Below are 26,125 nucleotides of genomic sequence, written 5' to 3' on the forward strand. Positions count from 1 at the left end.
GATGGACGAGAGCATCGTTCCGGTGACAAGCGGTACGAACCTGTCCGACATCCTGATGGACCACGATGCGACCGAAGAGGAAGCCAGGGCCATTACCTCCGCATTTGACAGCCTGTTCGGCCTCGGCGAACTCACCGAGGGACAGCGCCTGCGGATCGCCTATGCCCCGTCGCCGGAAAACCTGGAGCGGATGCGCCCCGAACGCGTCAGCATCTATGAAAACACCGAACACCAGGCAACCGTAGCCCGCTCCGACAGCGGCGACTACATCACGGCGCAGGAACCGAGCACCTTCCTGGCGGATGCCTTTGAGGAGGCTGACCGGGTCTCCTATGGCGGACCGACCCCGGCAATCTATGACAGTCTCTACCAGACCGCGCTTGAGCAGGACATGCCGGAAGAGATCATCAATGATCTGGTGCGCATGTTCTCCTTCGATGTCGATTTCAATGCCCGCGTCCAGCCCGGCGACGCGATCGAGCTGTTCTTCACCGAAGGCGACGGTAGCAGCGCGCCGAAAATCCTCTATGCCGCGCTCAACACCGGCAACACGACACGGGAATTCTACCGGTTCCGCACCCCGGACGACGGCGTCACCGACTTTTATGACGAGTCCGGCCAGAGCGCGAAAAAGTTCCTGATCCGCAAGCCGCTCAACGGCGGCAAGTTCCGCTCGGGCTTCGGCATGCGCCGGCACCCGATCCACAAATATACAAAGATGCACCGGGGCGTGGACTGGTCCGCACCGCGCGGCACGCCAATCATGGCTGCCGGCAACGGCACGGTCATCAAGGCGGGCTGGAGTTCCGGCTATGGCCGCCGCATCGAGCTGCGCCACACCAACGGCTACACCACCACCTACAATCACATGACCGGCTTTGCCAAGGGCGTGCAGGAAGGTGTCCGGGTAACCCAGGGCCAGATCATCGGCTATGTCGGTTCGACCGGCCTGTCGACCGGCCCGCACCTTCACTATGAAGTGCTGGTCAATGGCCGCTACATGGATCCGATGCGCATCAAGCTGCCGAAGGGGCGCACGCTGGATGGCGAGATGCGCACCGCCTTTGAAACAGAACGCTACCGGGTCGATACCTTGCTCGACCGGGCGCGCAAACCGTCGCGGGTCGCAGCGGTCAACTGATCCAAACGTGCGACCTGCAGCGACATATGAAAAGCCCGCGGAACCGGAATTCCGCGGGCTTTTGTCTTGATCAGGCCGGCGTCTGCCGAAATCTCAGACTGCAACACGATACTTCCGCGTCCACCTGAGGACCGCAGGTCCTAGTGAAGCGACTGGCTCTGCAGGGCAGCACTTTCTGCTGCATCCTCCTGAAACAGAAGCCGGTCGCCCCCGGCGGAGACATGAACGGTCTGGCCATCGAGAATCTCGCCCGCCAGAAGTTTCTCCGCCAGCGGGTCCTGGAGGTCCTTCTGGATCACCCGCTTCAGCGGGCGTGCACCATAGGCCGGGTCATACCCCTTCTGCGCCAGCCAGCCGAGCGCGCCATTGTCCAGTTCCAGCGTGATCTTGCGATCGGTAAGCAGCTTGCGCAGCCGCTCCAGCTGGATCTTGACGATATCGGCCATCTGCGAGCGCTGCAGACGATGGAACAGCACGATCTCGTCAAGCCGGTTCAGGAACTCCGGTCGGAAATGCCCGCGCACGGACCCCATCACCTCGTCCCGGACCACATCGCTATCCTGGCCTTCCGGCTGGTTGACCAGGTACTCGGCCCCGAGATTGGAAGTCATGATGATCAGCGTGTTGCGGAAGTCGACCGTCCGGCCCTGACCATCGGTCAGGCGGCCGTCATCGAGCACCTGCAAGAGCACGTTGAAGACATCGCCATGCGCCTTCTCGATCTCGTCGAACAGCACGACCTGATAGGGTCGCCTGCGCACGGCTTCGGTGAGAGCACCCCCCTCTTCGTACCCGACATAGCCCGGAGGCGCGCCGATCAGCCGGGACACGGAGTGCTTCTCCATGTATTCCGACATATCGATACGCACCATCGCGCTGTCATCATCGAACAGGAACGCCGCCAGCGCCTTGGTGAGTTCCGTCTTGCCGACACCGGTCGGCCCCAGGAACATGAACGAGCCGATCGGCCGGTTCGGATCCTGAAGGCCGGCACGCGCCCGGCGCACCGCGGTCGACACCGCGTGAATGGCCTCGGCCTGACCGACCACACGGCCCGCCAGAACGTCTTCCATCCTGAGCAGTTTCTCCCGCTCGCCTTCCAGCATCTTGTCCACCGGAATGCCGGTCCATTTGGAGACCACCTGGGCGATATGGGACGGGGTCACCGCTTCATCGACCATGGCGTCGGCCTCTTCCGTGGCTTCAGCCTCTTCCAGCTTTCTTTCCAGATCCGGGATCACGCCATAGGCGAGCTCGCCGGCCTTGGCCAGGTCGCCGCGCCTCTGCGCGATTTCCAGATCGATGCGGGCCTGGTCCAGCTGCTCCTTGATCTTCTGTTCAAGGTTCAGCTTTTCCTTTTCGCCGAGCCAGCGGTTGGTCAGTGCCTGGGACTGCTCTTCCAGATCCGTCAGTTCCTTCTCAAGCTTGGTGAGCCGATCCTTGGAGGCTTCGTCATTTTCCACCTTCAGGGCCTCGCGCTCGATCTTCAGCTGAATGATCCGCCGGTCCAGTTCGTCGAGCTCCTCCGGCTTGCTGTCCACCTGCATGCGCAGGCGGCTGGCGGCCTCGTCGACCAGATCGATGGCCTTGTCCGGCAGGAACCGGTCGGTGATATAGCGGTTCGACAGGGACGCTGCCGAGACGATCGCACTGTCGGTGATCCGCACGCCATGGTGAAGCTCGTACTTCTCCTTGATGCCACGCAGGATCGAAACGGTGTCTTCCACCGTGGGCTCGGTCACGAAGACCGGCTGGAACCGACGGGCGAGCGCGGCGTCCTTTTCGACATGCTTGCGATATTCGTCCAGAGTGGTTGCACCGACGCAGTGCAACTCACCCCGGGCCAGAGCCGGTTTGAGCAGGTTGGAGGCGTCCATGGCGCCATCCGCCTTGCCGGCGCCGACCAGCGTGTGCATTTCGTCGATGAACAGGATGATGCTGCCGGCGGCCGCTTCAACCTCACTGAGCACGCCTTTCAGGCGCTCCTCGAACTCGCCGCGGTATTTGGCGCCGGCAATCAGCGCGCCCATGTCAAGCGCCAGAAGCTGCTTGTCCTTGAGCGATTCCGGCACGTCGCCGTTGACGATCCTCAGCGCCAGCCCTTCCGCGATGGCTGTCTTGCCGACGCCGGGCTCGCCGATCAGAACCGGGTTGTTCTTGGTCCGGCGCGACAACACCTGGATCGTCCGCCGGATTTCCTCATCGCGGCCGATTACTGGGTCCAGTTTGCCCTCGCGGGCAACCTGCGTCAGGTCCCGCGCATATTTCTTCAGAGCTTCATACTGGTTTTCAGCCGTGGCACTGTCGGCGGTACGGCCCTGGCGCAGCTGGTTGATCGCTTCATTGAGCGCATTCGCCGTCACGCCGTGACGCTTCATCAGCTTGCCGGCTTCACTGTCCGTGTCCATCGCCAGCGCCAGCAACAGCCGTTCGACCGTGACAAAACTGTCGCCGGCCTTGTCCGCGATTTTCTCAGCCTGTTCGAACAGGCGTGCCGTTGCCTGCCCCATATAGAGCTGGCCGGTTCCACCGGAGACCTTGGGCATCTTGTCGAGAAGCCCTTCAAGATCCCCCTTGAGGGCCTTCGCCTGGCCGCCCGCCCGGTCGATCAGGCCGCTGGCCATGCCTTCCGGATCATCCAGAAGCACTTTCAGGATGTGTTCGGGGGCAAATTGCTGATGGCCGCGCCCCAGCGCAAAGGTCTGAGCGGATTGCACGAATCCGCGTGCACGCTCGGTATATTTTTCAAAATTCATGAGTTACCTCCTACTCGCCCGCACCACCCGAAGCATGGGGAGCGATCTGGGATACGGACCCCTGTTGAGAGCGTCCGTGCAGCCTCTTTGAGCGCTGCCCCCTTCATATAGTGTTGCAAATTCATCACAAAAAGCCCCCTGAAGTACTTTTTGCAGAGCCAAACAAAAACGGCGCCCCGAAGGACGCCGTTTATCATCTCAATCTTTCGCCGGACTGATTATTCAGTCGCCGGTGCAACTTCTACAGGCGCGTCTTCAGCGGCCTTGGTCCGGCGTGGCCGGGTCGTACGCCGGCGCGGTTTCGGCTGGTCTTCTGCCTCTGCTGTCGGGCTTTCAGCTCCTTCAGCACCGCTTGCCGTTGAACCGGCTGCCGCGTCATCTCCGGCACTGTCCGCTTCGGCCGCCCGACGCGGCGTCCGTGCCCGCGGCGTACGGGTCCGGCGGCGCGGTTTGTCGTCAGCCTGCTCGTCTCCGGCTTCCGCCTTCTGACCAGCGCCGTTGACCTTGCCTTCCTGGTCGATGACCGGCATGTCCTCGATGAACGGCTGCGGGCTGTCTGCGTCGACAACGTCACCGTCGCTGGACGCAGCTTCCGGCTGGGCGCGGTCCGCACCGTTGGCGTGCCCGTTGCCGTTGGCTGCCGCAACCTCGTTGCTGTCTTCGGCCTCGTTGCGCGCCGGCGCTTGCACATTGGGCTGTTGCTGCGGTTGGGCAGCGGCGACAATGCGCAGATAGTGCTCTGCATGCTGATTGTAGTTTTCAGACATCACCCGGTCGCCGGATGCCTGCGCATCACGGGCCAGCTGCTGATACTTCTCCGCGATATGCATCGCCGTGCCGCGGATTTTCACATCAGGACCGTTGGATTCGTAAGTCCGGGTTAACGGATTCGGACCCTTGCGGCCCCGTCCGCGCATACGCTTATTGCTCTGATTTCCTGGTCTCATCCTGCCGTTTTCTCTTGCGGAACGGCGGTCAGCATTACGCCGACCCAACATCGGAATTGCATAAACCGATACGAAATAGCCACCGACACCAACAATGCTTGTTAGCGGCTGTCATTGAAAACATACGCAGCGCGTTAAAGGCCACAGGCCAACGCGTTTGTCATTTCTTCGACAGTCCGTAAATACCGGATAGTCCGATATGCAGTGGTTTCCAAAGCGCCCAAACTGCGCCCGTCCCCACACTGCCGGATGCGCATGCCCCGCTGAACGCTGATCACATCTCCGGTCTCGGCAAGGGCAACCTACCCGTTTCCGCAGCGATTTCCAAGTGCTTTTTCGTCTTTGGATCAAAACGGCGAAATTATAACTTCTGCGCCAGCACGACCCGATCGTTTCCCGACAGATCCCTAATGATTTCAATTGCTCCAAAGCCATGATGACGCAGCTGGTTTTTCAAATCAGCGGCCTGATCAAAGCCGATTTCCAGCGCAATTCGCCCCTCTTTGCGCAAGAGGTGTGCCGCATCTGCAACAATGATCCTGTAGGCCTCAAGCCCGTCTTCGCCACCATCCAGGGCCAGTTCCGGATCGTGCTGAACCACCTCGCGACTCAGATCCTGAAGCACGGCTGTGCGGATATAGGGCGGGTTGCTGACAACCCAGTCGAACCCTGCCCACTCAGCATTCCCCGCCGCTGGCCTCAGCGCGCTCGTGTAGTCGGCACAGACAGGCAACAGACGATTGGTGACGTGATGCTGCTCCGCATTCAGGAGGGCACAGCGAAGGGCGTCCGGAGCCAGATCAACCGCGACCATCCTGCTTAGCGGCAATTCGGCCAGCAGGGTCACCGCGATCGCTCCCGTACCGGTACCGATGTCGCACAGAACCGGTGCGGATTTCGGGTCGCAACGCGCAAGCACCGCATCGATCAGCGTTTCGGTGTCCGGCCGCGGCTCCAGCGTGGCAGCATTGAGAAGAAAGCGGCGCCCGTAAAACTCGCGCTCGCCCAGAATGCGCCCGACCGGCATGCCGGCAAGACGTTTTTCTGCATGGGAATTGGCAAGTTCGACAGAGGCCTCGTCAGAACGCTCGTGCTCCTGGAGCAGAAGAGCGGACACAGGCAGATCAAGAGCTGCGCTGACCAGAAGCCTGGCATCCAGATCCGGCGTCTCCAGCCCGGCTTCGCGAAACCGGTTGCGCACAGACCTGTAAAGCCGGCCGATTTCCATGGATCAGGCCTCTTCGGAGGCGAGCAGACCGGCCTGGTGATCCATGATCAGCGCATCGATGACTTCGCCAAGCGCCTCGCCGGCAACAATCTGCTCCAGCTTGTAGAGCGTCAGCCCGATGCGGTGATCGGTGACGCGGCCTTGCGGAAAATTGTAGGTCCGGATCCGTTCCGAACGATCGCCGGACCCGACCTGCAGACGCCGCGCTTCCGTGCGCTCGCTGGCGGCCCGCTCGCGCTCTTCATCATAGATCCGGGCACGCAGCAACTGCATTGCCCGCGCCTTGTTCTTGTGCTGCGAACGCTCATCCTGAACCGCGACCACGATCCCGGTTGGAATGTGGGTGATACGGACGGCCGAGTCGGTCGTGTTGACGTGCTGGCCGCCTGCTCCCGACGCCCGAAAGGTATCGATCCTGAGATCGCTGTCCTGAACATCGATATCGACATCTTCGGCCTGGGGCAGCACAGCCACGGTGGCGGCGGACGTGTGAATACGGCCGCCGGATTCCGTTGCGGGCACACGCTGAACGCGGTGCACACCCGATTCGAATTTCAGACGGGCAAAGACGTTTTCGCCGGTGACGGAGGCGATGATTTCCTTGTAACCGCCAACCTCCCCTTCGCTGGCCGACAGGATCTCCACCTTCCAGCCCTGCAATTCGGCATAGCGCTGATACATTCGGAAGAGGTCGCCGGCAAACAGTGCAGCCTCATCGCCACCTGTTCCGGCCCGGACTTCCAGAATGGCATCATTGGTATCGGCTTCGTCCTTCGGTAGAAGTCCCAGGCGGACGTCCTGCGTCAGCTGCTCCACCTGTTCGGCCAGCTCATCGCGCTCCAGCTCGGCCAGCTCGCGCATGTCCGCGTCGGTTTCCGGGTCCGACAGCAGCGCTTCAGCGCCTTCAAGATCCGCCTCTGCCTTGATCAGGGCCCGGATCTTGCCGACAAGCGGTTCAAGACCGGAATATTCCCGCGACAGTTTCACGTAAACCGCGGGATCCGGACCGGAGGACATCAGGTGTTCGATTTCGGCGAACCGGTCCAGCAGGGTGTCGAGTTTGTGACGCGCCAGCATACGCGCTGATTCTCCTAAAATTCCCGATTTATGGGTGGGTTACGCCCGTTTGCGCTAAAGAGCAACATCGGTCTCGGCGGCAAACCGCTTCAAGACCTCACGGATGTCGCTGTCATCGTGTCCCGGCTCAAGCCTAGGCAGCAGCCTGGCGGACAGCCGACCCGCGTCAAGCGTACGCAACATCGCCTTGACCGGCCCGAGCGATGCAGGCGACATCGACAGATCCCGATAGCCGAGACCGATCAGCGCCATGGCTTCCAGCGGCCGACCGGCCAGCTCACCGCACAGCGTCACCGGAACATGGGCCTTATTTGCGGCATCGACGATGGATTTCAAGGCCCTGAGGAACCCGACACCCAGCGTATCGAAACGCTCGGCAACGCGCGTATTCCCCCGGTCGACCGCACAGAAAAACTGGAACAGGTCGTTGGAGCCAACGGAGACGAAATCGACGTAGGTCATCAGCTCGTCCAGCTGAAACAGCAGGGACGGCACTTCGATCATCACGCCGAGGCGGACATTTTCCGGCGTCGCATGGCCGTGCCGGCGCAGATGCTTGATTTCCTTGTCGACCAGCGCCTTGGCCTGAAGAAACTCATCAACCACCGCCACCATCGGGAACATCAGCTTCAGGTCGCGGCCCGCCGCGGCATGCAGCAATGCCCGGATCTGGGTGCGCAACAGCCCCGGCCGGTCGAGACCGAGACGCAGCGCCCGCCAGCCCATTGCGGGGTTTTCTTCCTGGATGGAGCGGAGATAGGGCAGCACCTTGTCGCCGCCGATATCGAGCGAGCGGAAGGTGACCGGGCGGCCGGCAGCCGCATCCAGAACCTGGCTGTATTGCGCCTGTTGCTCACGCATGCGCGGAAAGCTGGAGGCGACCATGAATTGCAATTCGGTGCGGAACAGACCGACACCGGCTGCGCCCGCTTCTTCCAGATGCGGCAGATCGACCAGAAGGCCCGCATTCATCTGCAGGGAAAATTCGACACCGTCCTTGGTGACAGACGGCTTGTTGCGCAGGCGCCGGTACTGTGCCTGCCGGCGGGCGCGAAAACGAACCTTCTCCGCATAGGCATTTTCCAGGTCGGCCGCCGGGCGCAGATGCACCTCGCCGCTGTCGCCATCGACGATGATGGCATCACCGCCATCCGCCAGGCTGACGATATCGTCGACAAGACCGACGGTCGGGATGCCAAGCGCGCGGGCCACGATGGTCACGTGGCTGGTCGGTCCGCCCTCTTCCAGCACGAGGCCGCGAATCCGGTCCCGGCCATAATCCAGGAGTTCCGCCGCCCCCATGTTCCGGCCGACGATGATCGCGTCCTGGGGCAGTTCGTCCATGCCCGGACCGTGTTCACGGCCCATCAGCTCACGAATCAGCCGATGGGCAAGATCGTCGAGATCGTGCAGGCGCTCGCGCAGATAGGGGTCGGTCTGACGCAGCATGCGCGCGCGGGTATCACTCTGGACCTTCTCAACGGCCGCCTCTGCGGTCAGACCGTTCTTGATCGCTTCCTCGATCTTTCGGATCCAGCCGCGATCATAGGCAAACATGCGATAGGCTTCGAGCACCTCTCGGTGCTCGCCGGTGGCCGCAATTTCACCGCTGGCCAGAAGGTCATCGATCGACAGGCGCAACCTGTTGATGGCGCCGTCCAGCCGGCCCTTTTCCTTGTCCCCGTCTTCGGCAATCAGATTGGTGACAACCACACGCGGCTCATGGAGAACCACGTGACCCAGCCCGACACCTTCGGAAAGGCCAGCACCGGAGGCGGTGATCGGGCGCGACAGATCGAGACCGGTGTCCTTTTGCGCAATCGCCTCGAGTTCGCCGGCAGCGACCATTTCGGCAATCACCATAGCTGTTGTCTGAAGGGCCTCGACCTCGTCTTCCAGATAGGTCCGGTGCGACTGGTTCTGCACCACAAGAACACCGAGCGTCCGGCCGGCACGCAGGATCGGCACGCCGAGAAAGGAGTTATAGGCTTCTTCGCCCGTTTCCGGCAGATAGGCAAAGCCGGGATGGGCGCTGGCATTGGGAAGATTGAGCGGACGCGCTTCTGCGGCAATCAGGCCGACCAGGCCCTGGCCGACGCGCAGCGAGGCATTGTGAACCGCGGCCCGGTTCAGACCCTCGGTGGCATAGAGCTCCAGAACGCCGTCGGCACGCAGAATATAAACCGAACAGACCTCGGCAACCACATTCGACGCGATCAGTACAACGATCTTGTCGAGTCGCTCTTGCGCCGTGATCGGCTCTGCCATGACTTCGCGAAGCCGGCGGAGCAGGAGGCGCGGTCCGGCCAGGTTGCTGCGCATTGCGCCCCCGATTGATCCCGCTTCAGTCAGACTTGGGCCCCGGTCCCCGCCGGAGCCTGCCTGCCGGATGTGACTATCCGTCCAACCCGTATAGCGAATGGAGAGTCCGCACTGCAAGTTCTGCATAGGCGGAATCGATCAGAACGGAGATTTTGATTTCCGATGTCGTGATCGCGCGGATGTTGATGCCCTTGGAGGCAAGACCCCGGAAACACTGCGCGGCGATGCCGGCGTGAGACCGCATGCCGATGCCGATGACCGAGACTTTCACGACATCGGTTGCCCCTTCCAGCTTCTGGAAGCCGATCTCGTCGCGATTGTCTTCAAGCACCTTGATGGCGCGCTGATAATCGCTTTCCGGAACGGTGAAGGTCATGTCCGTCGTCTTGCCGTCCGGCGAGATGTTCTGAACGATCATGTCCACGTTGATATGGGCGTCGGCCAGCGGTCCGAACACCGACTCGGCAACGCCCGGCTTGTCGGCCACGTCACGGAGAGAGATCTGGGCTTCGTCCTTGGCATAGGCGATGCCGGTGACAACCTGCTGTTCCACGAGTTCATCCTCGTCGCAAATAAGAGTTCCAATCGGATGGTCGTTCGAGCCGACCTGCGCTGCTTCAGGATCATCGAAACTGGAGCGCACGAATGTTCTGACGCCATGAACCATGGCCATTTCGACAGACCGCACCTGCAGCACCTTCGCGCCGAGGGACGCCATCTCGAGCATTTCCTCAAAAGACACACGCTCCAGGCGCTGCGCTTTCGGGACGATGCGCGGATCGGTCGTGTAGACACCGTCGACATCGGTATAGATATCACAACGGTCCGCCTTGATAGCCGCGGCAATGGCCACGGCGCTGGTGTCCGACCCGCCGCGGCCGAGCGTGGCAATGCGGTTGTCCGGCGCCACGCCCTGGAACCCGGCCACAACGGCCACCTGGCCCTGCTCCAGCCGTTCGCTCAAGAAACTGCCGTCGATCTCGCTGATGCGCGCCGCGCCGTGCTGCTCGTCGGTCTTGATCGGGATCTGCCAGCCCTGCCAGGAGCGGGCATTGACACCCATGTCCTGCAACACGATTGCCAGAAGGCCGGAGGTCACCTGTTCGCCGGAGGCGACAACCGCGTCATATTCGCGGGCATCGTGCAGGGGCGAGGCTTCCCGGCAGAACTCGACCAGCTTGTTGGTCTGTCCGGCCATGGCCGAAACAACCACGGCAACCTGGTGTCCGGCATCCACTTCCCGTTTGACATGGCGGGCAACATTGCGGATGCGATCAAGATCGGCAACCGAAGTTCCGCCAAATTTTAAAACCAGTCGGGCCATACCACTCGTAAACTTCATTAGGTGTGTTGACGCGTCTGCCGCGCCTTATGGATCGGCGCACATGCATACAGGCTGCGTCCCTATGCTGCAACAGCGCTTCGTCGGCGATCACTTGACAAAAGGTCAAAGACGCTGAACGACAGCTAAAGAATGAAATGGGGCTGAAGACACGATGCCTTCGGCCAGTGGAAAGGACCGAGCAATGACCGGCAAGGCAGAAGCGACCAGCGGAACGATCGACAGCGAGGAGGTCGCCCGGTTTTCCGCCATGGCTGCGGAATGGTGGGACCCGACCGGCAAGTTCAAGCCTCTGCACAAGTTCAATCCCGTCCGGCTGAGCTACATCAAGCAGGAAGTCTGCCGCCAGTTCGGCCGTGATCCGAAGGCAGCCGATGCCTTCAAGGGACTGCGGTTTCTGGACATTGGCTGCGGTGGCGGCTTGCTCAGCGAGCCGATGGCCCGCCTTGGCGCAGAGGTGGTCGGAGCCGATCCGTCGGAAACCAACATCGAAATCGCCAGACTGCACATGCAGAGCTCCGGTCTGAACATCGACTACCGCGCTGAGACGGCGGAAGCCCTGGCAGAAGCCGGGGAGAATTTCGACGTCGTGCTCAACATGGAAGTGGTCGAGCATGTCGCGGACGTGCCGCTGTTTCTCGACGCGACCAGCCGGATGGTCCGTCCGGGCGGGCTGATGTTCGTTGCAACCATCAACCGCACGCTGAAAGCCTATGCGCTGGCGATTGTCGGCGCGGAATATGTGCTGCGCTGGCTGCCCCAGGGCACCCATACCTATGACAAGCTGGTGCGCCCGGCAGAGATCGAAGGTCCATTGCAGGCGGCCGGGCTCAAGGTGATCGACCGCTCGGGCGTCAGCTACAATCCGCTCACCGACAGCTGGGCGCAGTCACGCGACATGGATGTCAACTACATGATGCTGGCTGAACGCCCGAAGGGTGACTGATGGGCGACCCGATCCTGTTCATCCCCGGCCTGCTCTGCACCGAGACGCTGTTTTCCAAACAGATCGTCGCCTTCGCAGACCGGCCAATCATGGTGGCGAACCACCGCGAACATGACAGCATCGCGGCGATTGCGGAGAGCATACTTGCGGAAGCGCCCGAGCGGTTTTCCCTGATCGCGCTGTCCATGGGCGGTTACGTTGCAATGGAAATCATGCGCAAGGCGCCGGAGCGTGTCTCAAAACTGGCTCTGATGAACACAAACGCGCGCGCGGATCGCGAGGAACAGTCCGAACGGCGCCGGTTCCTGATCGAGATGACCCGGAAACGCGGCTTCAAAAAGGTCCCTCACCTGCTCTATCCGGGATTTGTGCACGAGCAGCGTGAAGAGGACGAAGGCCTGAGGGCCATCGTGGTCGATATGGCCAATGACACAGGTCCGGAAGCCTTCATCCGGCAACAGACCGCTCTTATCAACCGCATCGATTCCCGTCCCTCACTGGGCGACATCCGCTGCCCGACCCTGGTTGTGGTCGGCGAAGGCGACAGACTGACGCCGGTGCCCGTCTCCGAGGAAATCCACGCCCATATTCCTGGCAGCGAACTGGTGATCGTCGAGGGCAGCGGTCACCTTTCCCCGTTGGAGGAACCGGACAGGGTGACCAGGGTGCTGCGGGATTTTCTCAATCAGGCGTAGGAACGCACCCGATCTTTTCAGATTCTGAACAATTCGTAACTCGCTTTTGATCCGGATCAAAGATAGGCCCTGTTGCTGGGCTAAAGTTGACGGACCTAGGGGGGCAGGAGCCGGACCTTACGCGAGCGGGTTCGCGAGGTCGGAAGCAGCGCACCGGCATGCGAAAACACCGGGCGTCTGCGGCATATCACGCAAACTGCGGAGGATGTTTCATGCCTACGAAAAACAGCACCGGTGCCTTTGATTTCAGCTCCATGATGACGGAATGGTCGAAGATGGGTGACTGGCCCATGCCATCCTTCTCGAACTGGGCCTTTGCCGAGCGCGAGGACCTGATGGAAGCCAAGACTGTTGCCAGCTTCCAGAAGATGGGTCAGACCATGTGGACCCATGCCGAGAAAGCCTTCAGCGACCATATGGACTTTGTCAGCGGTCGCCTGCACGAAGACTTCGAATGCGCCAAGTCCCTGACGAAATGCACCGCGCCGGAAGAGACGATGGCGACGCTGCAGGATTTCTATTCCCGGATGGCGACCCAGTATCAGGAGCATTTCGAAAAACAGGCCGCGCTTTTTCGCGACAGTTTTTCCGAAAACGCCGCAGCCGTTGAAGAGCTGAATGAAACGGCCATGGAAAATGTCAGCGAACTGACCAAGGCTGCTGAAGAAAGCCTGAGCGAAGGGAAGCCCGCCCGGACACCAACGCGGCGCAAGACGGCAGCTGCCAAGTCCTGAACTTCTGATCACGGCCAAGCCGACTGCTTGGCCAGACTGCAATCGCCTTTGCGCTGAGGCGCAAGGGCCGGTTGGCTTGTCAGTTTTTTTCGTCTGGCAGATCCGGCAGCGGAAAGACCGAAATCCCCTCTTCCATCAGGGCTTCCGCGTCCTTGGGCGTTGTTTCACCGTAAATGCTGCGCTCTTCCGCCTCGCCATTGTGGATCTTGCGGGCTTCGGAAGCGAAGTTGGTGCCGACATTTTCGGAATTCTCGATGATGCGGGACCGCACCAGGCGCAGGGCCTCGACAATTTCCTTCTGCTGAATGTCCTTCGGCAACAACGCGGATGGCTGCAGGGCCGGGGCGGGAGCAGAGGCTGCCGGCACCGCCGGCTCCGGAGCCGTTTCCTGTGCCTGCATTTCACTGCGGGCTGCACTGACAAGCGCTTCCTTGCCGCGTGCCGTCGAAACCGCAGGTGCCATCAGGCCCTTGCGAATCTCGGTCGAGCCGCAGACCGGGCAGGCGACCAGACTGCGGCTGCACTGCTTGTCGAAATCATCTGAATTCCGGAACCAGCCTTCAAACGAGTGGGCATCGTCACAGACAAGCGTGTATTTGATCACGCCGGTATCTCCTTCAGGCCGCCAGCAACCTGGCAGACGAAGTCCCGTTCATTGGCGATCGCCGGGATCCGTCCGCGTGCCTTGGCAACAGCATCGGTCTCAATTTCCGCGAGCACATATCCCGGCTCGTCTCCGTCGAGTTCCGCAATCACCTTGCCCCAGGGGTCCACGACAAGACTGTGGCCGTAGGTTTCCCGGCCGTCCTCGTGATGACCGCCCTGGGCGGCGGAAATGACGTAAGCGCCGTTTTCGATGGCGCGGGCGCGCTGTAACACATGCCAATGCGCTTCGCCAGTCTGGCGCGTGAAGGCCGCAGGCCCTGTCAGCACTTCGGCGCCCTGCCGCGCCTGTGTCCGGAAGATCGCCGGGAAGCGGATATCGTAGCAGACCGCCATGCCGATCTTGGCAAAGGGAAGATCCGCAATGACGCTTTCCCTGCCCGGCTCATAGGTCGCCGACTCCCGCCAGCTTTCGCCATTGGGCAGATCGACGTCGAACATGTGGATCTTGTCGTAGGTGGCTTCGACCGCACCGTCAGGCCCAAGCAGAAAGGCCCGGTTCGCGACTTTTCCGCCTCCGGCAAGAACCGCCAGCGACCCGAGATGGAGATGAATGCCGAGCTCTGCAGCAAGACATTTGGCCATCTTCAGGAACGGGTCGGCGTCGGCGTCTGTAATCCGCTCAAGCAGGTCTTCCCGGCTCTTCACCAGCACATTCGACATTTCAGGCGTCTGTACGTAGCGCGCACCATCCTTAGCCGCCGAACGGATCAGCCCCTCGGCCACCTCGGCGTTTTTCGCGATGGTCTTGCCGCTGCGAAGCTGAACACAGGCTGCTGTGAAGGTCGCCATTGGCCGGTTGTCTCCCGTATCTGGTTTCAGTGAGGCCACCACTTAATCAGGCGGCGAGCAGAGCGTCCAGCTTGCCGGCCCGCTCCAGATCGTGCAGATCGTCACAGCCGCCGACATGGGTCGTGCCCACAAAGATCTGCGGAAACGTTGCGCGGCCGTTGGCCTTTTGTGTCATTTCCCTGCGCAGCTCCGGGCTGAAGGTCGCGTCGTGTTCCTGGTAAGCAACACCTTTTTTGTCCAGAAGGCGCTTGGCCGCCGTGCAAAAGCCGCACATCTGGCGTGTATAGATCACCACATCAGCCATCACATCATACCCTTTTGTTGCCGCACCGCCCTCAAAAAAAGGCGTCTCGCGCGTCTGAAAATCCCGGCGTTATATGCGGGCGCGGCGCAGAAACTCAAGAGTCATCCCGAAAAACTAACCGTGAACGGCAATGTCGTCCGAAGCGTTTGGATCCACCAGGGCGAATGTGAGCACGTCGACAGATGCTGCGCCGGCGGAAAGAAGACACCGGCTGCAGGCCGTGACCGTGGAGCCGGTGGTCAGAACGTCGTCCACGAGCACGACACGCCGCCCAGCCAGGGTCTCAAGACGGGTCCGATCAACCACGAATGCTGCCCTGACATTCCTGAGCCGATCCTTCGCAGTCAAACCGACCTGCTGACGGGTTCGCTTTCGCCGCTTGAGCAGCACTGGCTCATATCCGGCCCCGCTTTGCCCGGCGATTTCGCGCGCGAGGTCCGCCGCCTGGTTGAACCGCCGCGACACCAGGCGTGTCCAGTGCAGTGGTACCGGCAGGAGCAGGCACTCAGCGTCGAGCAATTCTCCTCCGGACCGCATCATCCAGGCCGCCATCGGTGCCGCCAGTTCGCGGCGCCGGGAAAACTTCAGCGACAGGACCAGCTGGCGGGCGGGGCCGTCATAATGGGCGACGGCGCGCAGACGGTCGAACAGGGGCGGTTCTGCGATGGCCCGCGGGCTCCACGCGCCTTCACCGACATCGTAGGAAAAGGGTGTTCCCAGCCGCTGGCACCAGGGCCGTTCCAGAAACGGCATCGCGCGCCAGCACGGCGCACACAGCCCCGCCTCAAAGGCCACCCGCGCATCGCAGCAAAGACAGCGGCGGGGCAACAAACCATCCAGCAACAGGCTGCCGGCATACTTCGACACATCAAGCAGTCTTTCGCCGCAGATAACCATCCCTTGCTCCAGCGTTCTGCACCAGACCACCACCATAAGCTGTAAAGAGGACGTTGCGCCAGTTTTAATGCAAGTCACTTCAAGCACCCGCTTTGACGTGAGGGAGCGGATACCATATGTGACCGGAGAGTTATGGAAATCAGCCGGTGACCTCGTGACCACGCAGCCAGATCTGTTCGACCGCCCTCTCTTGCGGCATCGCCGGAAACGCGCGCTTTTCGGCGCCAAACAAGGCGCGGACTTCCTCCTGGAAGCCGTCACCGACGACCTGAAGGACAGGTTGCTGCTGATCAGCCGACATTTCGATGTGGCAGTTGACCTTGGCGGGCACACGGGCCGGGTTGCAGACGCCATCGCGGGCAGCGGCAAAGCGGAGAGAGTCTTGAGGGCGGATCTGTTCCTGGCAGACCCAGCGCTGACACCTCCCGATTTGATCGCCGATGATGCGTTGCTGCCTTTCAGGGACCAGTCCATCGATCTGATCGTCTCTGCGCTGACGCTTCAATTCGTTAATGACCTGCCGGGCACGCTGGTTCAGATCCGGCGTGCCTTGAAGCCTGACGGTCTGTTGCTGGCAACCTTGCCCGGCGCAGGAACACTGAGTGAACTCCGCGACAGCCTGACAAGGGCGGAACTCGATTGTTGCGGTGGCGCAGCAGCGCGCGTGCTGCCTTTTGCCGATACGCGAGACCTCGGAAGCCTGCTGCAAAGGGCCGGATTTGCACTTCCCGTCACGGATCTCGACACGGTCACGGTCCGCTACGACACCATGTTTGCGCTTCTGGCCGACCTGAAGGCCATGGGCGCGACCAACATTCTGAAGGATCGAAGCCGCAGGCCGCTGCCGCGGCAGGTTCTGCTGCGTGCCGCCGAGCTTTATGCGGAAAATCATGCCGACGCAGATGGTCGCATCCGGGCGACATTTTCCTTCGTGACGCTGTCGGGCTGGGCCCCACACGAAAGCCAGCAGAAACCGCTGCGCCCCGGCAGCGCCAAGACACGGCTTGCCGACGTGCTCGGTGTTCCCGAGCAAAAGGCCTGATTGAACTAGTGGCTCGCGCGGTTAACTGCCGTCACCGCCGGACGTCGCCAGAACCGCGTCAAGTGTGCTCACAACCGCGCCGAAAACATCGTCTCGCATGGTTTCGCCGATCGCCGTGAAGGCGCCAATGGTTATGATGCTGAGAACGGCGACGATCATGGTGTATTCCATGGCGGTTGCGCCGCTTTCGTCACGCAGGAAGCGCTGCAGAAGGAGCTTGGCAGGTCTGAAACTGATCGGCCCGTTTTTCAATTCATTCGCTCCTTGCCTGCAGGCGTGAATTACTTTGTCAAACAGCGTCCAACAAATGTGGAATTAACGGTTCGTCAGCTGCCGGCATCGGATAGTCCCTCAACCGGTTGGCACGCACCCACTTCAACGCCTGCCGTTCCTGCCCCTGCGGAACACCGCCCCAACGGCGGCAGATGAAAAGTGGCATAAGTAGGTGAAAATCTTCATAAGAGTGGCTGGCAAATGTAAGTGGTGCCAGACACGCTTCGTTAACCTCAATCCCAAGCTCTTCGTGAAGTTCGCGGATCAGGGTTTCTTCCGGACGTTCACCATCTTCAACTTTTCCCCCGGGGAATTCCCACAATCCGGCCATCGATTTTCCCTCCGGTCGCTGGGCCAGGAGGATACGGCCATCCACGTCGACAAGGGCGCAGGCCGCGACGAGAACGATCTTGGTCATGATGAGATGTCCAGCTTTGAGGCGGCAGGGTAACGCCGCATTAATCTTGACTGCGGTTGCACCGTCAGAACTGCGAAGGGCGGCACGTCAACCGTCGCCTAGCTCCGGTAATCGCCATTGATGGCGACATATTCCTTGGTGAGGTCACAGGTCCACACCGACGCCTGCCCCGATCCAAGTCCAAGCTCGACGCGGATAACGATGTCTTCCTGCTTCATGACGGCAGAGGCAGCCTCTTCGCTGTAGGCGGGGTCACGCTCGCCCACCACCGCCACGCGCACATCGCCGAACCAGATGGCAAGCCGGTCGCGATCCGCGGGTTCTCCGGCCTTGCCGACAGCCATGACGACACGCCCCCAGTTTGCGTCTTCGCCGGCAATGGCCGTCTTGACCAAAGGCGAATTTGCGATTGAAAGCGCAATTCTTTTGGCTGAGGCATTGTTGTCAGCCCCTTCGACCCGGACTTCGACAAACTTGCGTGCGCCTTCGCCGTCGCGGACGATCTGGTGCGCGAGATCGACCATGACGTCGCTCAGGGCCGCACGCAGGACACCCACACGCGGGTCTTCAAGCGATGCAACGGCCTCGACACCGTTTTCGGAGGCCGCGCCTGTTGCGAACAGGAGAACCGTGTCGGACGTGGAGGTATCGCTATCGACGGTGATTGCGTTGAAACTGCCATCGACCTCACCGCTCAACAGAGCCTGCAGGACATCGGGAGCAATTGGTGCATCGGTGAAAACAAATGACAGCATCGTCGCCATGTCAGGCGCGATCATGCCGGCGCCTTTGGCTATGCCGTTGATCGTGACCGTCACACCATCGAGTTCTACCGCCGCGGTAGCGACTTTCGGATAGGTATCGGTGGTCATGATGGCCTTGGCGGCATCCAGCCAGGACGCGCTGCCCTGACCAGCCTTCAGCTCTTCGACGACATCTGAAAACTTTTCCGCCGGCAGCGGCTCACCGATCACGCCGGTTGAGGCAAGAAAAATCTCGTCACCGGAACAGCCCAGGGCCCCGGAAACAATGTCTGCGGACAATTCAACAGCCGCCATGCCTTTTTTTCCTGTAAAGGCATTGGCATTGCCGGAGTTGACCAGAAGAGCCCGGGCCCTGCCTGCACCGATCCGGGCCTTGCACCAATCCACCGGCGCCGACGAGCACTTGGATTTCGTGAACACCCCGGCAACGGCCGTGCCCTCGGCAACAGTCGCCAGCAGCACATCCGTCCGGCCCTGATACTTGATACCGGCAGAGGCGGTCGCAAATGCCACGCCGCTGATGTCGGGCATCTCGGGATAGGAAGTGGGGGCGAGCGGTGAAACGGTCGTCGACATCGATGCAGTCCCGGTCAGAATGGTGTGTGTTTGTCCCTAGCCACAGCGCATGATCAGCGCAAGCCTTTTGAGATCGCCTGGCGCAACAAATCACATGACAAAAACCCCGGCAGCACGGAGCTGCCGGGGTCTTTATTATCGATCCGGAACCGGATTATTCCGTCTTGTCGCCGTCAGCTGCGGCAGCAGCGCCATTGTCTTCTGCAGCTTTCAGGGCTTCATCCAGGATTTCGATGCTGACTTCGTTCTTCAGTTCGGCCATGCGCGCATCATAAGCTTCGCGCATCAACTGCTGACGCAACCCTTGCGCAACATCTTCAAATGCCGGCTTGTCCTGGCGGCGCTTGTCTTCCAGCTTGATGACGTGCCAGCCGAACTGGGTTTCAACCGGCTCCTTGGTATAGGTGCCGGGCTCCAGAGCAAGAACAGCGTCTTCGAACGGCTTGACCATCTGGCCCTTGGTGAAATAGCCGAGGCTGCCACCGTTCGGGCCGGACGGACCCGTTGATTTTTCCCGGGCGAGCTCGGCGAAATCGGCACCGCCGTCAAGTTCCTTGATGATGTCGTCAGCTTCCGCTTTTTCCTTCACCAGAATGTGACGCGCGTTGAGCTCTTCCGGCCCCTCATAGTCCGCGAATTCCTTGTCATAGGCTGCCTTGACAGCATCGTCGGAGATATCACCGTTGATTTTTTCGCCGAGATACGCGTTGCGCAGGGCGCGCAGCTGCAGGAATTCCAGCTGCTTCTGGAAATCGGGATCCTTGTCCAGGCCTTCGTCGCGTGCTGCCTGCGCCATCAGCTCCATGTCAATCATGACGTCAAGCAGCAGCTTGCGCCACTGGGCCGGCGGAAAACGCTGCAATTCCTGGCCAAGATCCTGGGCCGCAAACGCCATGTCGGCTTCCGTGATTTCCGCGTCACCGACCTTTGCGACCACATCGTCTGGTTCCTGGGCAGACAGCGAAGCGGATCCGAGCGACACGGCCAGGAGTGAAACGGCAAGCGCCTGAACCGGCCTGCGCATCGAAATTCGGAACATGAGAAGTCCTTTACCTATCGGAACTGTAATCTTTCTGGCCCCCGATCTTCGAGGGCGTGGCTACTTTGCGCATTCCTGCGGCGTTGACAAGCATACAGCCCCCTCTTATCTGTCGAGCGTCCTGGCTTGCGGGCCGGGAGGGCATCTTTTTGGCCGCATTCGCCGGCCAACGCGTTGCGCTTGGCGGCAACGTGGACAGCAATTGAGACGATTTCATGGGCAGGCGCCGGAATGCCAGTTGGCGCCGCCTGTTAGGGAAGGACCGCCACATGGCTGGCCTTGGCGCATTAGCACGTAAGATTTTCGGTTCGGCAAACGACCGGAAGGTAAAGTCATTTCGGGCAGTGGTTGATCAGATCAACGCCCTTGAACCGGAAGTCCAGACCCTCTCGGACGAGGCGCTTCGCGCCCGGACCGATGAATTCCGGGCGCAACTCAAGAACGGTGCAAAACTGGACGACCTTCTGGTCCCGGCCTTTGCCACCGTTCGCGAAGCCGCCCGGCGCGCCCTTGGACAGCGCCACTATGACGTCCAGCTGATCGGCGGCATGGTTCTGAATTCCGGACAGATTTCGGAAATGCGCACCGGTGAGGGCAAGACGCTGGTCGCAACGGCCCCTGTCTATCTCAACGCCCTGACTGGCCGCGGCGTCCACGTCGTCACCGTCAACGACTACCTGGCCCAGCGCGACAGCGAATGGATGGGACAGGTCTACAAGTTTCTGGGCCTGACCGTCGGCTGCATCACGCACGGCCTGTCCGACGAGGAACGCCGCGAAGCCTATGCCGCAGATGTCACCTACGGCACCAACAACGAATTCGGCTTCGACTACCTCCGCGACAACATGAAGCATGACCGTGCCTCGATGGTTCAGCGCGAACATGCCTTTGCCATCGTCGATGAGGTCGATTCCATCCTGGTTGACGAAGCCCGAACCCCGCTGATCATTTCCGGTCCGCTGGAAGACAGGTCCGAGTTCTACAACACCGTCGACGCCTTCATTCCGCAGCTGACCGAAGAAGACTACGAACTCGACGAGAAGCAGCGCTCGGCCACCTTTACCGAGGCCGGCAATGAAAAACTCGAAGGCCTGCTCAGCGAAGCCGAGCTGCTGAAGGGCGATTCGCTTTACGACGTCGAAAACGTCTCGATCGTGCACCACCTGCAGCAGGCGCTGAAAGCGCACAAACTGTTCCAGCGGGACAAGGACTACATCGTCCGCAATGACGAAGTGGTGATCATCGACGAGTTCACCGGCCGCATGATGCCGGGCCGCCGGTTCTCCGAAGGTCTGCACCAGGCCCTCGAGGCCCGCGAAAAGGTCCGCATTCAGCCGGAAAACCAGACCCTGGCGTCGATCACGTTCCAGAATTATTTCCGCATGTATGACAAGCTGGCCGGCATGACCGGTACAGCGTCGACGGAAGCAGACGAATTCGCCGACATCTACAAGCTGGAAGTGGTCGAGATCCCGACCAACCTTCCGGTCAAACGTGTCGACGACGACGATGAGGTCTACCGGACCTTTGAGGAAAAATTCGACGCCATCAGCAAGCTGATCGACGACTGCAAGGACCGGGGCCAGCCGGTTCTGGTCGGCACGACCTCGATCGAGAAATCGGAAATTCTCGCCGAGCTGCTGAAGAAGAAGCACGGTTACAAGCAGATCGACCTGTCCGACCCGGCGGCTTTTGCGGCCGCCCAGAAGAAGGACGGCGCCAAGTCCAAGGTGTTCGCGGTTCTGAACGCCCGCTACCACGAACAGGAAGCCTTCATTGTTGCCCAGGCCGGCCTGCCGGGCGCCGTCACCATCGCCACCAACATGGCCGGCCGCGGCACCGACATCCAGCTTGGCGGCAATGCCGACATGCAGATTGCGATGGAGCTCGGCGACATGCCCGAAGGCGAGGACCGCAGCGCGAAGGAAGCTGCGATCCGCGCCGAAGTGGAAGAAATGAAGCAGAAGGCGCTGGAGGCCGGCGGTCTTTACGTCATTGGCACCGAGCGCCACGAAAGCCGCCGCATCGACAACCAGCTCCGCGGCCGTTCCGGCCGTCAGGGTGACCCCGGCCACTCCAAGTTCTTCCTGTCGCTGCAGGATGACCTGATGCGCATCTTCGGCTCCGAGCGCATGGATTCCATGCTGCAGAAACTCGGACTGGAAGAAGGCGAAGCCATTATCCACCCGTGGATCAACAAGGCTTTGGAAAAGGCGCAGCAGAAGGTCGAGGCCCGCAACTTCGACATCCGCAAGAACCTCCTGAAATTCGACGATGTCATGAACGACCAGCGCAAGGTGGTCTTCGAACAGCGTATCGAACTGATGGACAGCGACGCCATCCAGGACGCCGTCACCGACATGCGTCACGACGTGGTCGACGATCTGGTTGCCAATCACATCCCCGAAAAGGCCTATCCCGAGCAATGGGACACAGAAGGCCTTCAGGAGGAAGTGCAGAAATACCTCAATCTCGACCTGCCGGTGAAGGACTGGGCCGACGAGGAAGGGATCGCGGACGAAGAGGTCAAGGACCGTCTGCGCAAGGCGGCCGACGAGGCCATGGCACAGAAGGTTGCCAAATACGGTCCCGAAGCGATGCGCTATGTCGAAAAAATGCTGCTGCTGCAGACCCTCGACAACCTGTGGCGCGAGCACCTGGCCAATCTCGATCACCTGCGTTCGGTGGTTGCCTTCCGCGGTTACGCCCAGCGCGATCCGCTGCAGGAATACAAGACCGAGGCTTTCACGCTGTTTGAATCCATGCTCGCCCAGTTGCGCCAGATGACCACGGCCCAGCTGCTGCGCATCGAGATCGTGACCGAACAGCCGCCGCAAATGCCGGAACAGCCGGAAATGCACCCCCATCACATCAACCCACTGACCGGGGAAGATGAAATGGCGTTGGCCGATGCGCAGGCTGCTGGCCTGGGTGCCCGCGATCCCGACAACCCGTCCACCTGGGGCAAGGTCGGCCGCAACGAAGCTTGCCCTTGCGGCTCTGGCAAGAAATTCAAGCATTGCCACGGCGCGCTCGTCTGAGCATAGGCTCCAGACACCAGAAATCGGCCGGCCCGGATGATCGGGCTGGCCTTTTTTGTGATTATCCGGCAGGTTGCGCCGATCCAAATTCACCGAGCTCTATATGCAAGAAGCTGCCGCCTCCAATATCTATATTTCCCGCAGGGGCGACCGGCGCCCCGATGACCCGCTGATCAGCCTGATCGTTCCGGCCTATAACGAGGCGGAGGTCATCGGTCATTTCCTTGAGGCGACCCGGCCTGTGCTCGAGGCCACGGGTCACGCTTACGAATATGTCTTTGTCGATGACGGCAGCCGGGATGACACCGCCAATATCCTGTCCAGCGAATTCAAGAACGGACTTCCCGGCCGTCTCCTGGGCCTGTCGCGCAACTTCGGCAAGGAAGCGGCACTGTCCGCAGGCCTCGAAGCCGCCAGGGGCGACATCGCCATCATCATCGATGCGGACCTTCAGGACCCTCCGGAGCTGATCCTGCAGATGCTTGACGGCTGGCGTGCCGGCTACGATGTCGTTTACGGGCTGAGGGTCGACCGGTCGTCCGACACCGTCATGAAGCGATCGACGGCTGGCATGTTCTACCGCCTGTTCAACCGGCTCGCCAATATCGACATGCCGGCGAACGCCGGCGATTTCCGCCTGATTGACCGGGTCGTGATCGACGCGCTGTTGCAGCTGCCGGAGCGAAACCGCTTCATGAAGGGGCTCTTTGCCTGGGTCGGGTTTCCGGCAATGGCCCTGCCCTACGAACGGCCGCCTCGCAAGGCGGGAACCGGCAAGTTCAACTACTGGAAGCTCTGGAACTTTGCCCTGGACGGGTTGACCGGCTTCACCACACTACCGCTTCGGGTCTGGTTCTATGGCGGCGCTCTGGTCTCTCTCGGTGCCTTTGCCTATGCGCTTTATCTGACGCTTCGCGTGTTTGCGCACGGGATCGATGTTCCAGGCTATGCCTCGTTGATGGTTGCCCTGTTGTTTTTCTCCGGTGTCCAGCTGCTGTCGATTGGCATGATCGGTGAGTACATTGCCCGCCTCTTCAACGAGGCCAAGCAGCGGCCCGTCTTCATTGTGCAGGACGTCATCGAAGGCGCACCAACCTCACGACCGACGCGTTTGGCGGACGAGAAGAACGATGCCGAATAAGCGCCGTCGTCAGACGCTTAAGACCGAGACAGCCGCAGTGGGCAAATTCGCCGTGGTCGGTGTGCTGGCAACCCTGACGCATGCCCTGGTCGCCGCCAGTCTGCTCGAGACCGGTGTCCTGACGGCGTTTCCAGCCAACATCTGCGGTTTCCTGGTCGCCTTCGGCGTGTCTTTCACCGGGCACTATTTCTGGAGCTTTGCCCACCTGCGCCAGGAAGGCAAAGCCTGGAAAAGCATGACGCGATTTCTCGTGATCGCCCTGTCCGGGTTTGCGCTGAATTCATTTGTGCTGGCGCTGTGGCTGCAATTGACACCCTGGCCGGATCTCGCCGGATTGCTGTTCTCGATCGCAATTGTTCCGGCCCTGTCCTTCCTCGGAGCCCGGCTTTGGGCTTTTTCCCATCGCCCCGCAGAAACCTGATCATCCCGCGAGTGACCGCATGACCGCATCCCGCGCAGCCCTCCTCTACAGCGCCCTGGCGTGCCTGCTTTATGCCCTTGTTCCAACACTCACCTTTCCAACACCGCCGCTCGACGTGGTGGAGGGCTTCGCCTGGGGTCGGGAGCTCCAGCTTGGTTACACCAAGCACCCGCCCATGCAGGCCTGGCTGCTGGAGCTTACCTACCGCCTGACCGGCGGTGGAACCTTTGGCGCCTACTGGCTGAGCGCCCTGTGCGCTGCAACGGGCTATTTCTTTATCTGGCGGCTTGCCAGGCGGCTCGGATTGACTGACTGGCAGGCATTCTGGTCTCTGGTCCTGACCAGCGTGACCTTCTATTTCACCCTGCCCATGCCGGAGTTCAATCCCAACATCCTGCAAGTACCGGTCTGGGCCGGCATGATGCTGTTCTTTCACCGGGCACTGACCAACGGCCGCGCGATCGACTGGATTGTTCTCGGAGCATTGGCCGCTTTCGGGTTCTACACGAAATACTTCGTCCTGCTTCTGGTCGGCACAATCGGCCTCTATACCCTGCTGTTTCCGGACGCCCGGCGCCATCTGCTCAGCCTTGGCCCCTGGCTGTGCACGCTGACCTGCATCCTCCTGCTCGTGCCGCATCTCAAGTGGCTCCTTGATACGGATTTCCTGACGCTTCAATACGCGGCCAGTCGCAGCAAGCCGGCCGCGGGTATTGTTGGCCACATATTCAATCCGCTGAACTTCCTGGGCGCCCAGATCGGCAACCATGCCGGCCTGTTTCTTGTTGTTTTGGCAGGACTTGGCTGGACCACCCTGAAGGACCTGCGGGTCAGACGGGCGCAGTCGGCCGCCGCCCTTCACCCGCCGCAGGACCGATTCCTGCTCTGGTTTGCCTTTGTTCCCCTAACCGTTGTGCTGCTGGCATCCGCTGTCAGTGGGAACGAGTTCGAACATATGTGGGGCACACCGATGTTCGTCCTGTCGGGGATGCTCGCAGTCCGGTATCTGGGGTTGCCAAACCTGTGGTCTTACCCACGCCGCGCCCTGGCTGCGGCCATAGCGATACAGGCCGTGTTTCTGGGCATTCTCTTCGGTCAGGCCGTGCTGGAGCCTCACTGGAAGACCAAACAGACACGCATTCACTATCCGGGCCGGGAGGTTGCGCAGGAACTTTCCCGGATCTGGAAGGCGGAAACGGGAACCGAGCTTGCCTATGTGGCCGGCGACATGTGGTCTGCCGCAAATGTCACCCTGTTCGCGCCCAGCCGGCCGTCCATGTTCTACCTGCACAGCCTGGAGCTGAGCCCTTGGATCGATCTCGACGATGTGCAGAAAAAAGGCCTCATGATTGTGTGGCGCGGGGACCGCGACAAGCCGCTCAACGAATTGCTTGCCTTCTATCCCGAGGCTGTGCGGGATGGTTCCAGAACGTTCCCGTCGGCAGCGTCCGGCAGCATTCCCGATGTCAGGGTCAACTGGATGATCGTGCAGCCGGGTGAAGTCGCTACACAGGCTCAAAAATAACGGCGACAGCGGCCATCGACCGTCTGGAAAGAGAGACAAAA

Annotated in this window: 23 protein-coding genes (1 of these 23 cut by a window edge); 9 read left to right on the forward strand and 14 right to left on the reverse strand. The window is 60.9% G+C overall.

What is annotated here, in order from left to right; translation table 11 throughout:
• A protein-coding gene (locus CHH27_RS17155) for a M23 family metallopeptidase (RefSeq protein ID WP_094072660.1) crosses the window boundary here: on the forward strand, nucleotides 1–1,141 show its 3' portion. Its footprint begins 833 nt before the window's first position; only the last 1,141 of its 1,974 coding nucleotides appear in the window; its start codon lies beyond the left edge, outside the window; its stop codon occupies nucleotides 1,139–1,141.
• A 140-nt stretch (nucleotides 1,142–1,281) separates the two neighbouring features.
• Here CHH27_RS17155 and clpB read toward each other — a convergent pair whose 3' ends face one another.
• The 6 genes from clpB to CHH27_RS17185 all read right to left on the reverse strand — a co-directional run bounded on the left by clpB (nucleotide 1,282) and on the right by CHH27_RS17185 (nucleotide 10,795).
• Nucleotides 1,282–3,897, reverse strand: coding sequence for an ATP-dependent chaperone ClpB (gene clpB, locus CHH27_RS17160; protein ID WP_094072661.1), 2,616 nt, complete (start codon nucleotides 3,895–3,897; stop codon nucleotides 1,282–1,284).
• A 218-nt stretch (nucleotides 3,898–4,115) separates the two neighbouring features.
• Nucleotides 4,116–4,895, reverse strand: coding sequence for a DUF4167 domain-containing protein (locus CHH27_RS17165; protein ID WP_371681736.1), 780 nt, complete (start codon nucleotides 4,893–4,895; stop codon nucleotides 4,116–4,118).
• Between the two features lie 310 nt (nucleotides 4,896–5,205).
• Entirely contained in the window at nucleotides 5,206–6,072 is an 867-nt protein-coding gene (gene prmC / locus CHH27_RS17170) for a peptide chain release factor N(5)-glutamine methyltransferase (RefSeq protein WP_094072663.1), read from the reverse strand.
• Between the two features lie 3 nt (nucleotides 6,073–6,075).
• On the reverse strand, nucleotides 6,076–7,149 hold the full coding sequence (gene prfA, locus CHH27_RS17175) for a peptide chain release factor 1 (RefSeq protein WP_094072664.1): 1,074 nt from the start codon (nucleotides 7,147–7,149) through the stop codon (nucleotides 6,076–6,078).
• Between the two features lie 54 nt (nucleotides 7,150–7,203).
• Complete coding sequence (gene ptsP / locus CHH27_RS17180; protein WP_094072665.1) at nucleotides 7,204–9,471, reverse strand: phosphoenolpyruvate--protein phosphotransferase; 2,268 nt, start codon at nucleotides 9,469–9,471, stop codon at nucleotides 7,204–7,206.
• A gap of 73 nt (nucleotides 9,472–9,544) precedes the next feature.
• Nucleotides 9,545–10,795, reverse strand: a complete 1,251-nt coding sequence (locus tag CHH27_RS17185; protein ID WP_094072666.1) for an aspartate kinase — start codon at nucleotides 10,793–10,795, stop codon at nucleotides 9,545–9,547.
• Nucleotides 10,796–10,997: 202 nt separating this feature from the next.
• Between CHH27_RS17185 and ubiG the strand changes: the two genes are divergently transcribed.
• The 3 genes from ubiG to CHH27_RS17200 all read left to right on the forward strand — a co-directional run bounded on the left by ubiG (nucleotide 10,998) and on the right by CHH27_RS17200 (nucleotide 13,188).
• Complete coding sequence (ubiG, locus tag CHH27_RS17190) at nucleotides 10,998–11,759, forward strand: bifunctional 2-polyprenyl-6-hydroxyphenol methylase/3-demethylubiquinol 3-O-methyltransferase UbiG (protein ID WP_094072667.1); 762 nt, start codon at nucleotides 10,998–11,000, stop codon at nucleotides 11,757–11,759.
• A complete protein-coding gene (locus CHH27_RS17195) occupies nucleotides 11,759–12,454 on the forward strand; it encodes an alpha/beta fold hydrolase (protein WP_094072668.1) in 696 nt (231 codons plus the stop codon). Before ubiG ends, CHH27_RS17195 begins: the two co-directional genes overlap by 1 nt.
• Before the next feature lie 212 nt (nucleotides 12,455–12,666).
• The gene (locus tag CHH27_RS17200; RefSeq protein WP_094072669.1) at nucleotides 12,667–13,188 is read left to right on the forward strand and encodes a hypothetical protein; all 522 of its coding nucleotides are present in this window, start codon (nucleotides 12,667–12,669) and stop codon (nucleotides 13,186–13,188) included.
• 79 nt (nucleotides 13,189–13,267) lie between these two features.
• Here CHH27_RS17200 and CHH27_RS17205 read toward each other — a convergent pair whose 3' ends face one another.
• The 4 genes from CHH27_RS17205 to CHH27_RS17220 form a co-directional block, all read right to left on the reverse strand.
• Nucleotides 13,268–13,792, reverse strand: a complete 525-nt coding sequence (locus CHH27_RS17205; protein ID WP_094072670.1) for a DUF1178 family protein — start codon at nucleotides 13,790–13,792, stop codon at nucleotides 13,268–13,270.
• On the reverse strand, nucleotides 13,789–14,643 hold the full coding sequence (locus tag CHH27_RS17210; protein ID WP_094072671.1) for a carbon-nitrogen hydrolase family protein: 855 nt from the start codon (nucleotides 14,641–14,643) through the stop codon (nucleotides 13,789–13,791). Before CHH27_RS17210 ends, CHH27_RS17205 begins: the two co-directional genes overlap by 4 nt.
• 46 nt (nucleotides 14,644–14,689) lie before the next feature.
• A complete protein-coding gene (grxC, locus tag CHH27_RS17215; protein WP_094072672.1) occupies nucleotides 14,690–14,947 on the reverse strand; it encodes a glutaredoxin 3 in 258 nt (85 codons plus the stop codon).
• A 114-nt stretch (nucleotides 14,948–15,061) separates the two neighbouring features.
• Nucleotides 15,062–15,844, reverse strand: a complete 783-nt coding sequence (locus CHH27_RS17220) for a ComF family protein (protein ID WP_094074824.1) — start codon at nucleotides 15,842–15,844, stop codon at nucleotides 15,062–15,064.
• Between the two features lie 154 nt (nucleotides 15,845–15,998).
• On the opposite strand from CHH27_RS17220, the gene CHH27_RS17225 reads away from it, so the two are divergent.
• Nucleotides 15,999–16,886, forward strand: coding sequence for a methyltransferase domain-containing protein (locus CHH27_RS17225; RefSeq protein ID WP_247646122.1), 888 nt, complete (start codon nucleotides 15,999–16,001; stop codon nucleotides 16,884–16,886).
• Nucleotides 16,887–16,907: 21 nt separating this feature from the next.
• Here the strand turns inward: CHH27_RS17225 and CHH27_RS17230 are convergent, their stop codons facing one another.
• The 4 genes from CHH27_RS17230 to CHH27_RS17245 all read right to left on the reverse strand — a co-directional run bounded on the left by CHH27_RS17230 (nucleotide 16,908) and on the right by CHH27_RS17245 (nucleotide 19,956).
• The gene (locus CHH27_RS17230; protein ID WP_247646123.1) at nucleotides 16,908–17,138 is read right to left on the reverse strand and encodes a Flp family type IVb pilin; all 231 of its coding nucleotides are present in this window, start codon (nucleotides 17,136–17,138) and stop codon (nucleotides 16,908–16,910) included.
• Between the two features lie 37 nt (nucleotides 17,139–17,175).
• Nucleotides 17,176–17,577 carry a (deoxy)nucleoside triphosphate pyrophosphohydrolase gene (locus CHH27_RS17235; RefSeq protein ID WP_094072674.1) on the reverse strand — a complete coding sequence of 134 codons (402 nt, stop codon included), beginning with the start codon at nucleotides 17,575–17,577 and terminating at the stop codon, nucleotides 17,176–17,178.
• 98 nt (nucleotides 17,578–17,675) lie between these two features.
• Nucleotides 17,676–18,917, reverse strand: a complete 1,242-nt coding sequence (argJ, locus tag CHH27_RS17240; RefSeq protein ID WP_094072675.1) for a bifunctional glutamate N-acetyltransferase/amino-acid acetyltransferase ArgJ — start codon at nucleotides 18,915–18,917, stop codon at nucleotides 17,676–17,678.
• 154 nt (nucleotides 18,918–19,071) lie between these two features.
• A complete protein-coding gene (locus CHH27_RS17245) occupies nucleotides 19,072–19,956 on the reverse strand; it encodes a peptidylprolyl isomerase (RefSeq protein WP_247646124.1) in 885 nt (294 codons plus the stop codon).
• Between the two features lie 269 nt (nucleotides 19,957–20,225).
• Between CHH27_RS17245 and secA the strand changes: the two genes are divergently transcribed.
• The 4 genes from secA to CHH27_RS17265 all read left to right on the forward strand — a co-directional run bounded on the left by secA (nucleotide 20,226) and on the right by CHH27_RS17265 (nucleotide 26,084).
• Nucleotides 20,226–22,997, forward strand: a complete 2,772-nt coding sequence (gene secA / locus CHH27_RS17250; protein ID WP_094072677.1) for a preprotein translocase subunit SecA — start codon at nucleotides 20,226–20,228, stop codon at nucleotides 22,995–22,997.
• Between the two features lie 103 nt (nucleotides 22,998–23,100).
• Nucleotides 23,101–24,138: a glycosyltransferase family 2 protein gene (locus CHH27_RS17255; RefSeq protein WP_094074826.1), complete on the forward strand. Its 1,038-nt coding sequence runs from the start codon at nucleotides 23,101–23,103 to the stop codon at nucleotides 24,136–24,138.
• Nucleotides 24,128–24,559 (forward strand): GtrA family protein, encoded by a 432-nt coding sequence (locus CHH27_RS17260; RefSeq protein WP_094072678.1) that lies wholly within the window; start codon nucleotides 24,128–24,130, stop codon nucleotides 24,557–24,559. Before CHH27_RS17255 ends, CHH27_RS17260 begins: the two co-directional genes overlap by 11 nt.
• Before the next feature lie 19 nt (nucleotides 24,560–24,578).
• Nucleotides 24,579–26,084: a glycosyltransferase family 39 protein gene (locus tag CHH27_RS17265; protein WP_094072679.1), complete on the forward strand. Its 1,506-nt coding sequence runs from the start codon at nucleotides 24,579–24,581 to the stop codon at nucleotides 26,082–26,084.
• The last annotated feature ends 41 nt before the right edge of the window (nucleotides 26,085–26,125 follow it).

The sequence above is a fragment of the Labrenzia sp. VG12 genome, from assembly GCF_002237595.1.
In the GTDB taxonomy this organism is placed as follows: Bacteria; Pseudomonadota; Alphaproteobacteria; order Rhizobiales; family Stappiaceae; genus Roseibium.

Excerpts from the sequence above, each read along its gene's own strand:
- CHH27_RS17235 (WP_094072674.1), bottom strand. The coding sequence starts at position 17,577 with ATGACCAAGATCGTTCTCGTCGCGGCCTGCGCCCTTGTCGACGTGGAT.
- CHH27_RS17220 (WP_094074824.1), bottom strand. The coding sequence starts at position 15,844 with ATGGTTATCTGCGGCGAAAGACTGCTTGATGTGTCGAAGTATGCCGGC.
- secA (WP_094072677.1), top strand. The coding sequence starts at position 20,226 with ATGGCTGGCCTTGGCGCATTAGCACGTAAGATTTTCGGTTCGGCAAAC.
- prmC (WP_094072663.1), bottom strand. The coding sequence starts at position 6,072 with ATGGAAATCGGCCGGCTTTACAGGTCTGTGCGCAACCGGTTTCGCGAA.
- argJ (WP_094072675.1), bottom strand. The coding sequence starts at position 18,917 with ATGTCGACGACCGTTTCACCGCTCGCCCCCACTTCCTATCCCGAGATG.
- clpB (WP_094072661.1), bottom strand. The coding sequence starts at position 3,897 with ATGAATTTTGAAAAATATACCGAGCGTGCACGCGGATTCGTGCAATCC.
- ptsP (WP_094072665.1), bottom strand. The coding sequence starts at position 9,471 with ATGCGCAGCAACCTGGCCGGACCGCGCCTCCTGCTCCGCCGGCTTCGC.
- grxC (WP_094072672.1), bottom strand. The coding sequence starts at position 14,947 with ATGGCTGATGTGGTGATCTATACACGCCAGATGTGCGGCTTTTGCACG.
- CHH27_RS17185 (WP_094072666.1), bottom strand. The coding sequence starts at position 10,795 with ATGGCCCGACTGGTTTTAAAATTTGGCGGAACTTCGGTTGCCGATCTT.
- CHH27_RS17165 (WP_371681736.1), bottom strand. The coding sequence starts at position 4,895 with ATGTTGGGTCGGCGTAATGCTGACCGCCGTTCCGCAAGAGAAAACGGC.
- CHH27_RS17255 (WP_094074826.1), top strand. The coding sequence starts at position 23,101 with ATGCAAGAAGCTGCCGCCTCCAATATCTATATTTCCCGCAGGGGCGAC.
- CHH27_RS17260 (WP_094072678.1), top strand. The coding sequence starts at position 24,128 with ATGCCGAATAAGCGCCGTCGTCAGACGCTTAAGACCGAGACAGCCGCA.
- CHH27_RS17210 (WP_094072671.1), bottom strand. The coding sequence starts at position 14,643 with ATGGCGACCTTCACAGCAGCCTGTGTTCAGCTTCGCAGCGGCAAGACC.
- CHH27_RS17265 (WP_094072679.1), top strand. The coding sequence starts at position 24,579 with ATGACCGCATCCCGCGCAGCCCTCCTCTACAGCGCCCTGGCGTGCCTG.
- CHH27_RS17245 (WP_247646124.1), bottom strand. The coding sequence starts at position 19,956 with ATGTTCCGAATTTCGATGCGCAGGCCGGTTCAGGCGCTTGCCGTTTCA.
- ubiG (WP_094072667.1), top strand. The coding sequence starts at position 10,998 with ATGACCGGCAAGGCAGAAGCGACCAGCGGAACGATCGACAGCGAGGAG.
- CHH27_RS17200 (WP_094072669.1), top strand. The coding sequence starts at position 12,667 with ATGCCTACGAAAAACAGCACCGGTGCCTTTGATTTCAGCTCCATGATG.
- CHH27_RS17195 (WP_094072668.1), top strand. The coding sequence starts at position 11,759 with ATGGGCGACCCGATCCTGTTCATCCCCGGCCTGCTCTGCACCGAGACG.
- prfA (WP_094072664.1), bottom strand. The coding sequence starts at position 7,149 with ATGCTGGCGCGTCACAAACTCGACACCCTGCTGGACCGGTTCGCCGAA.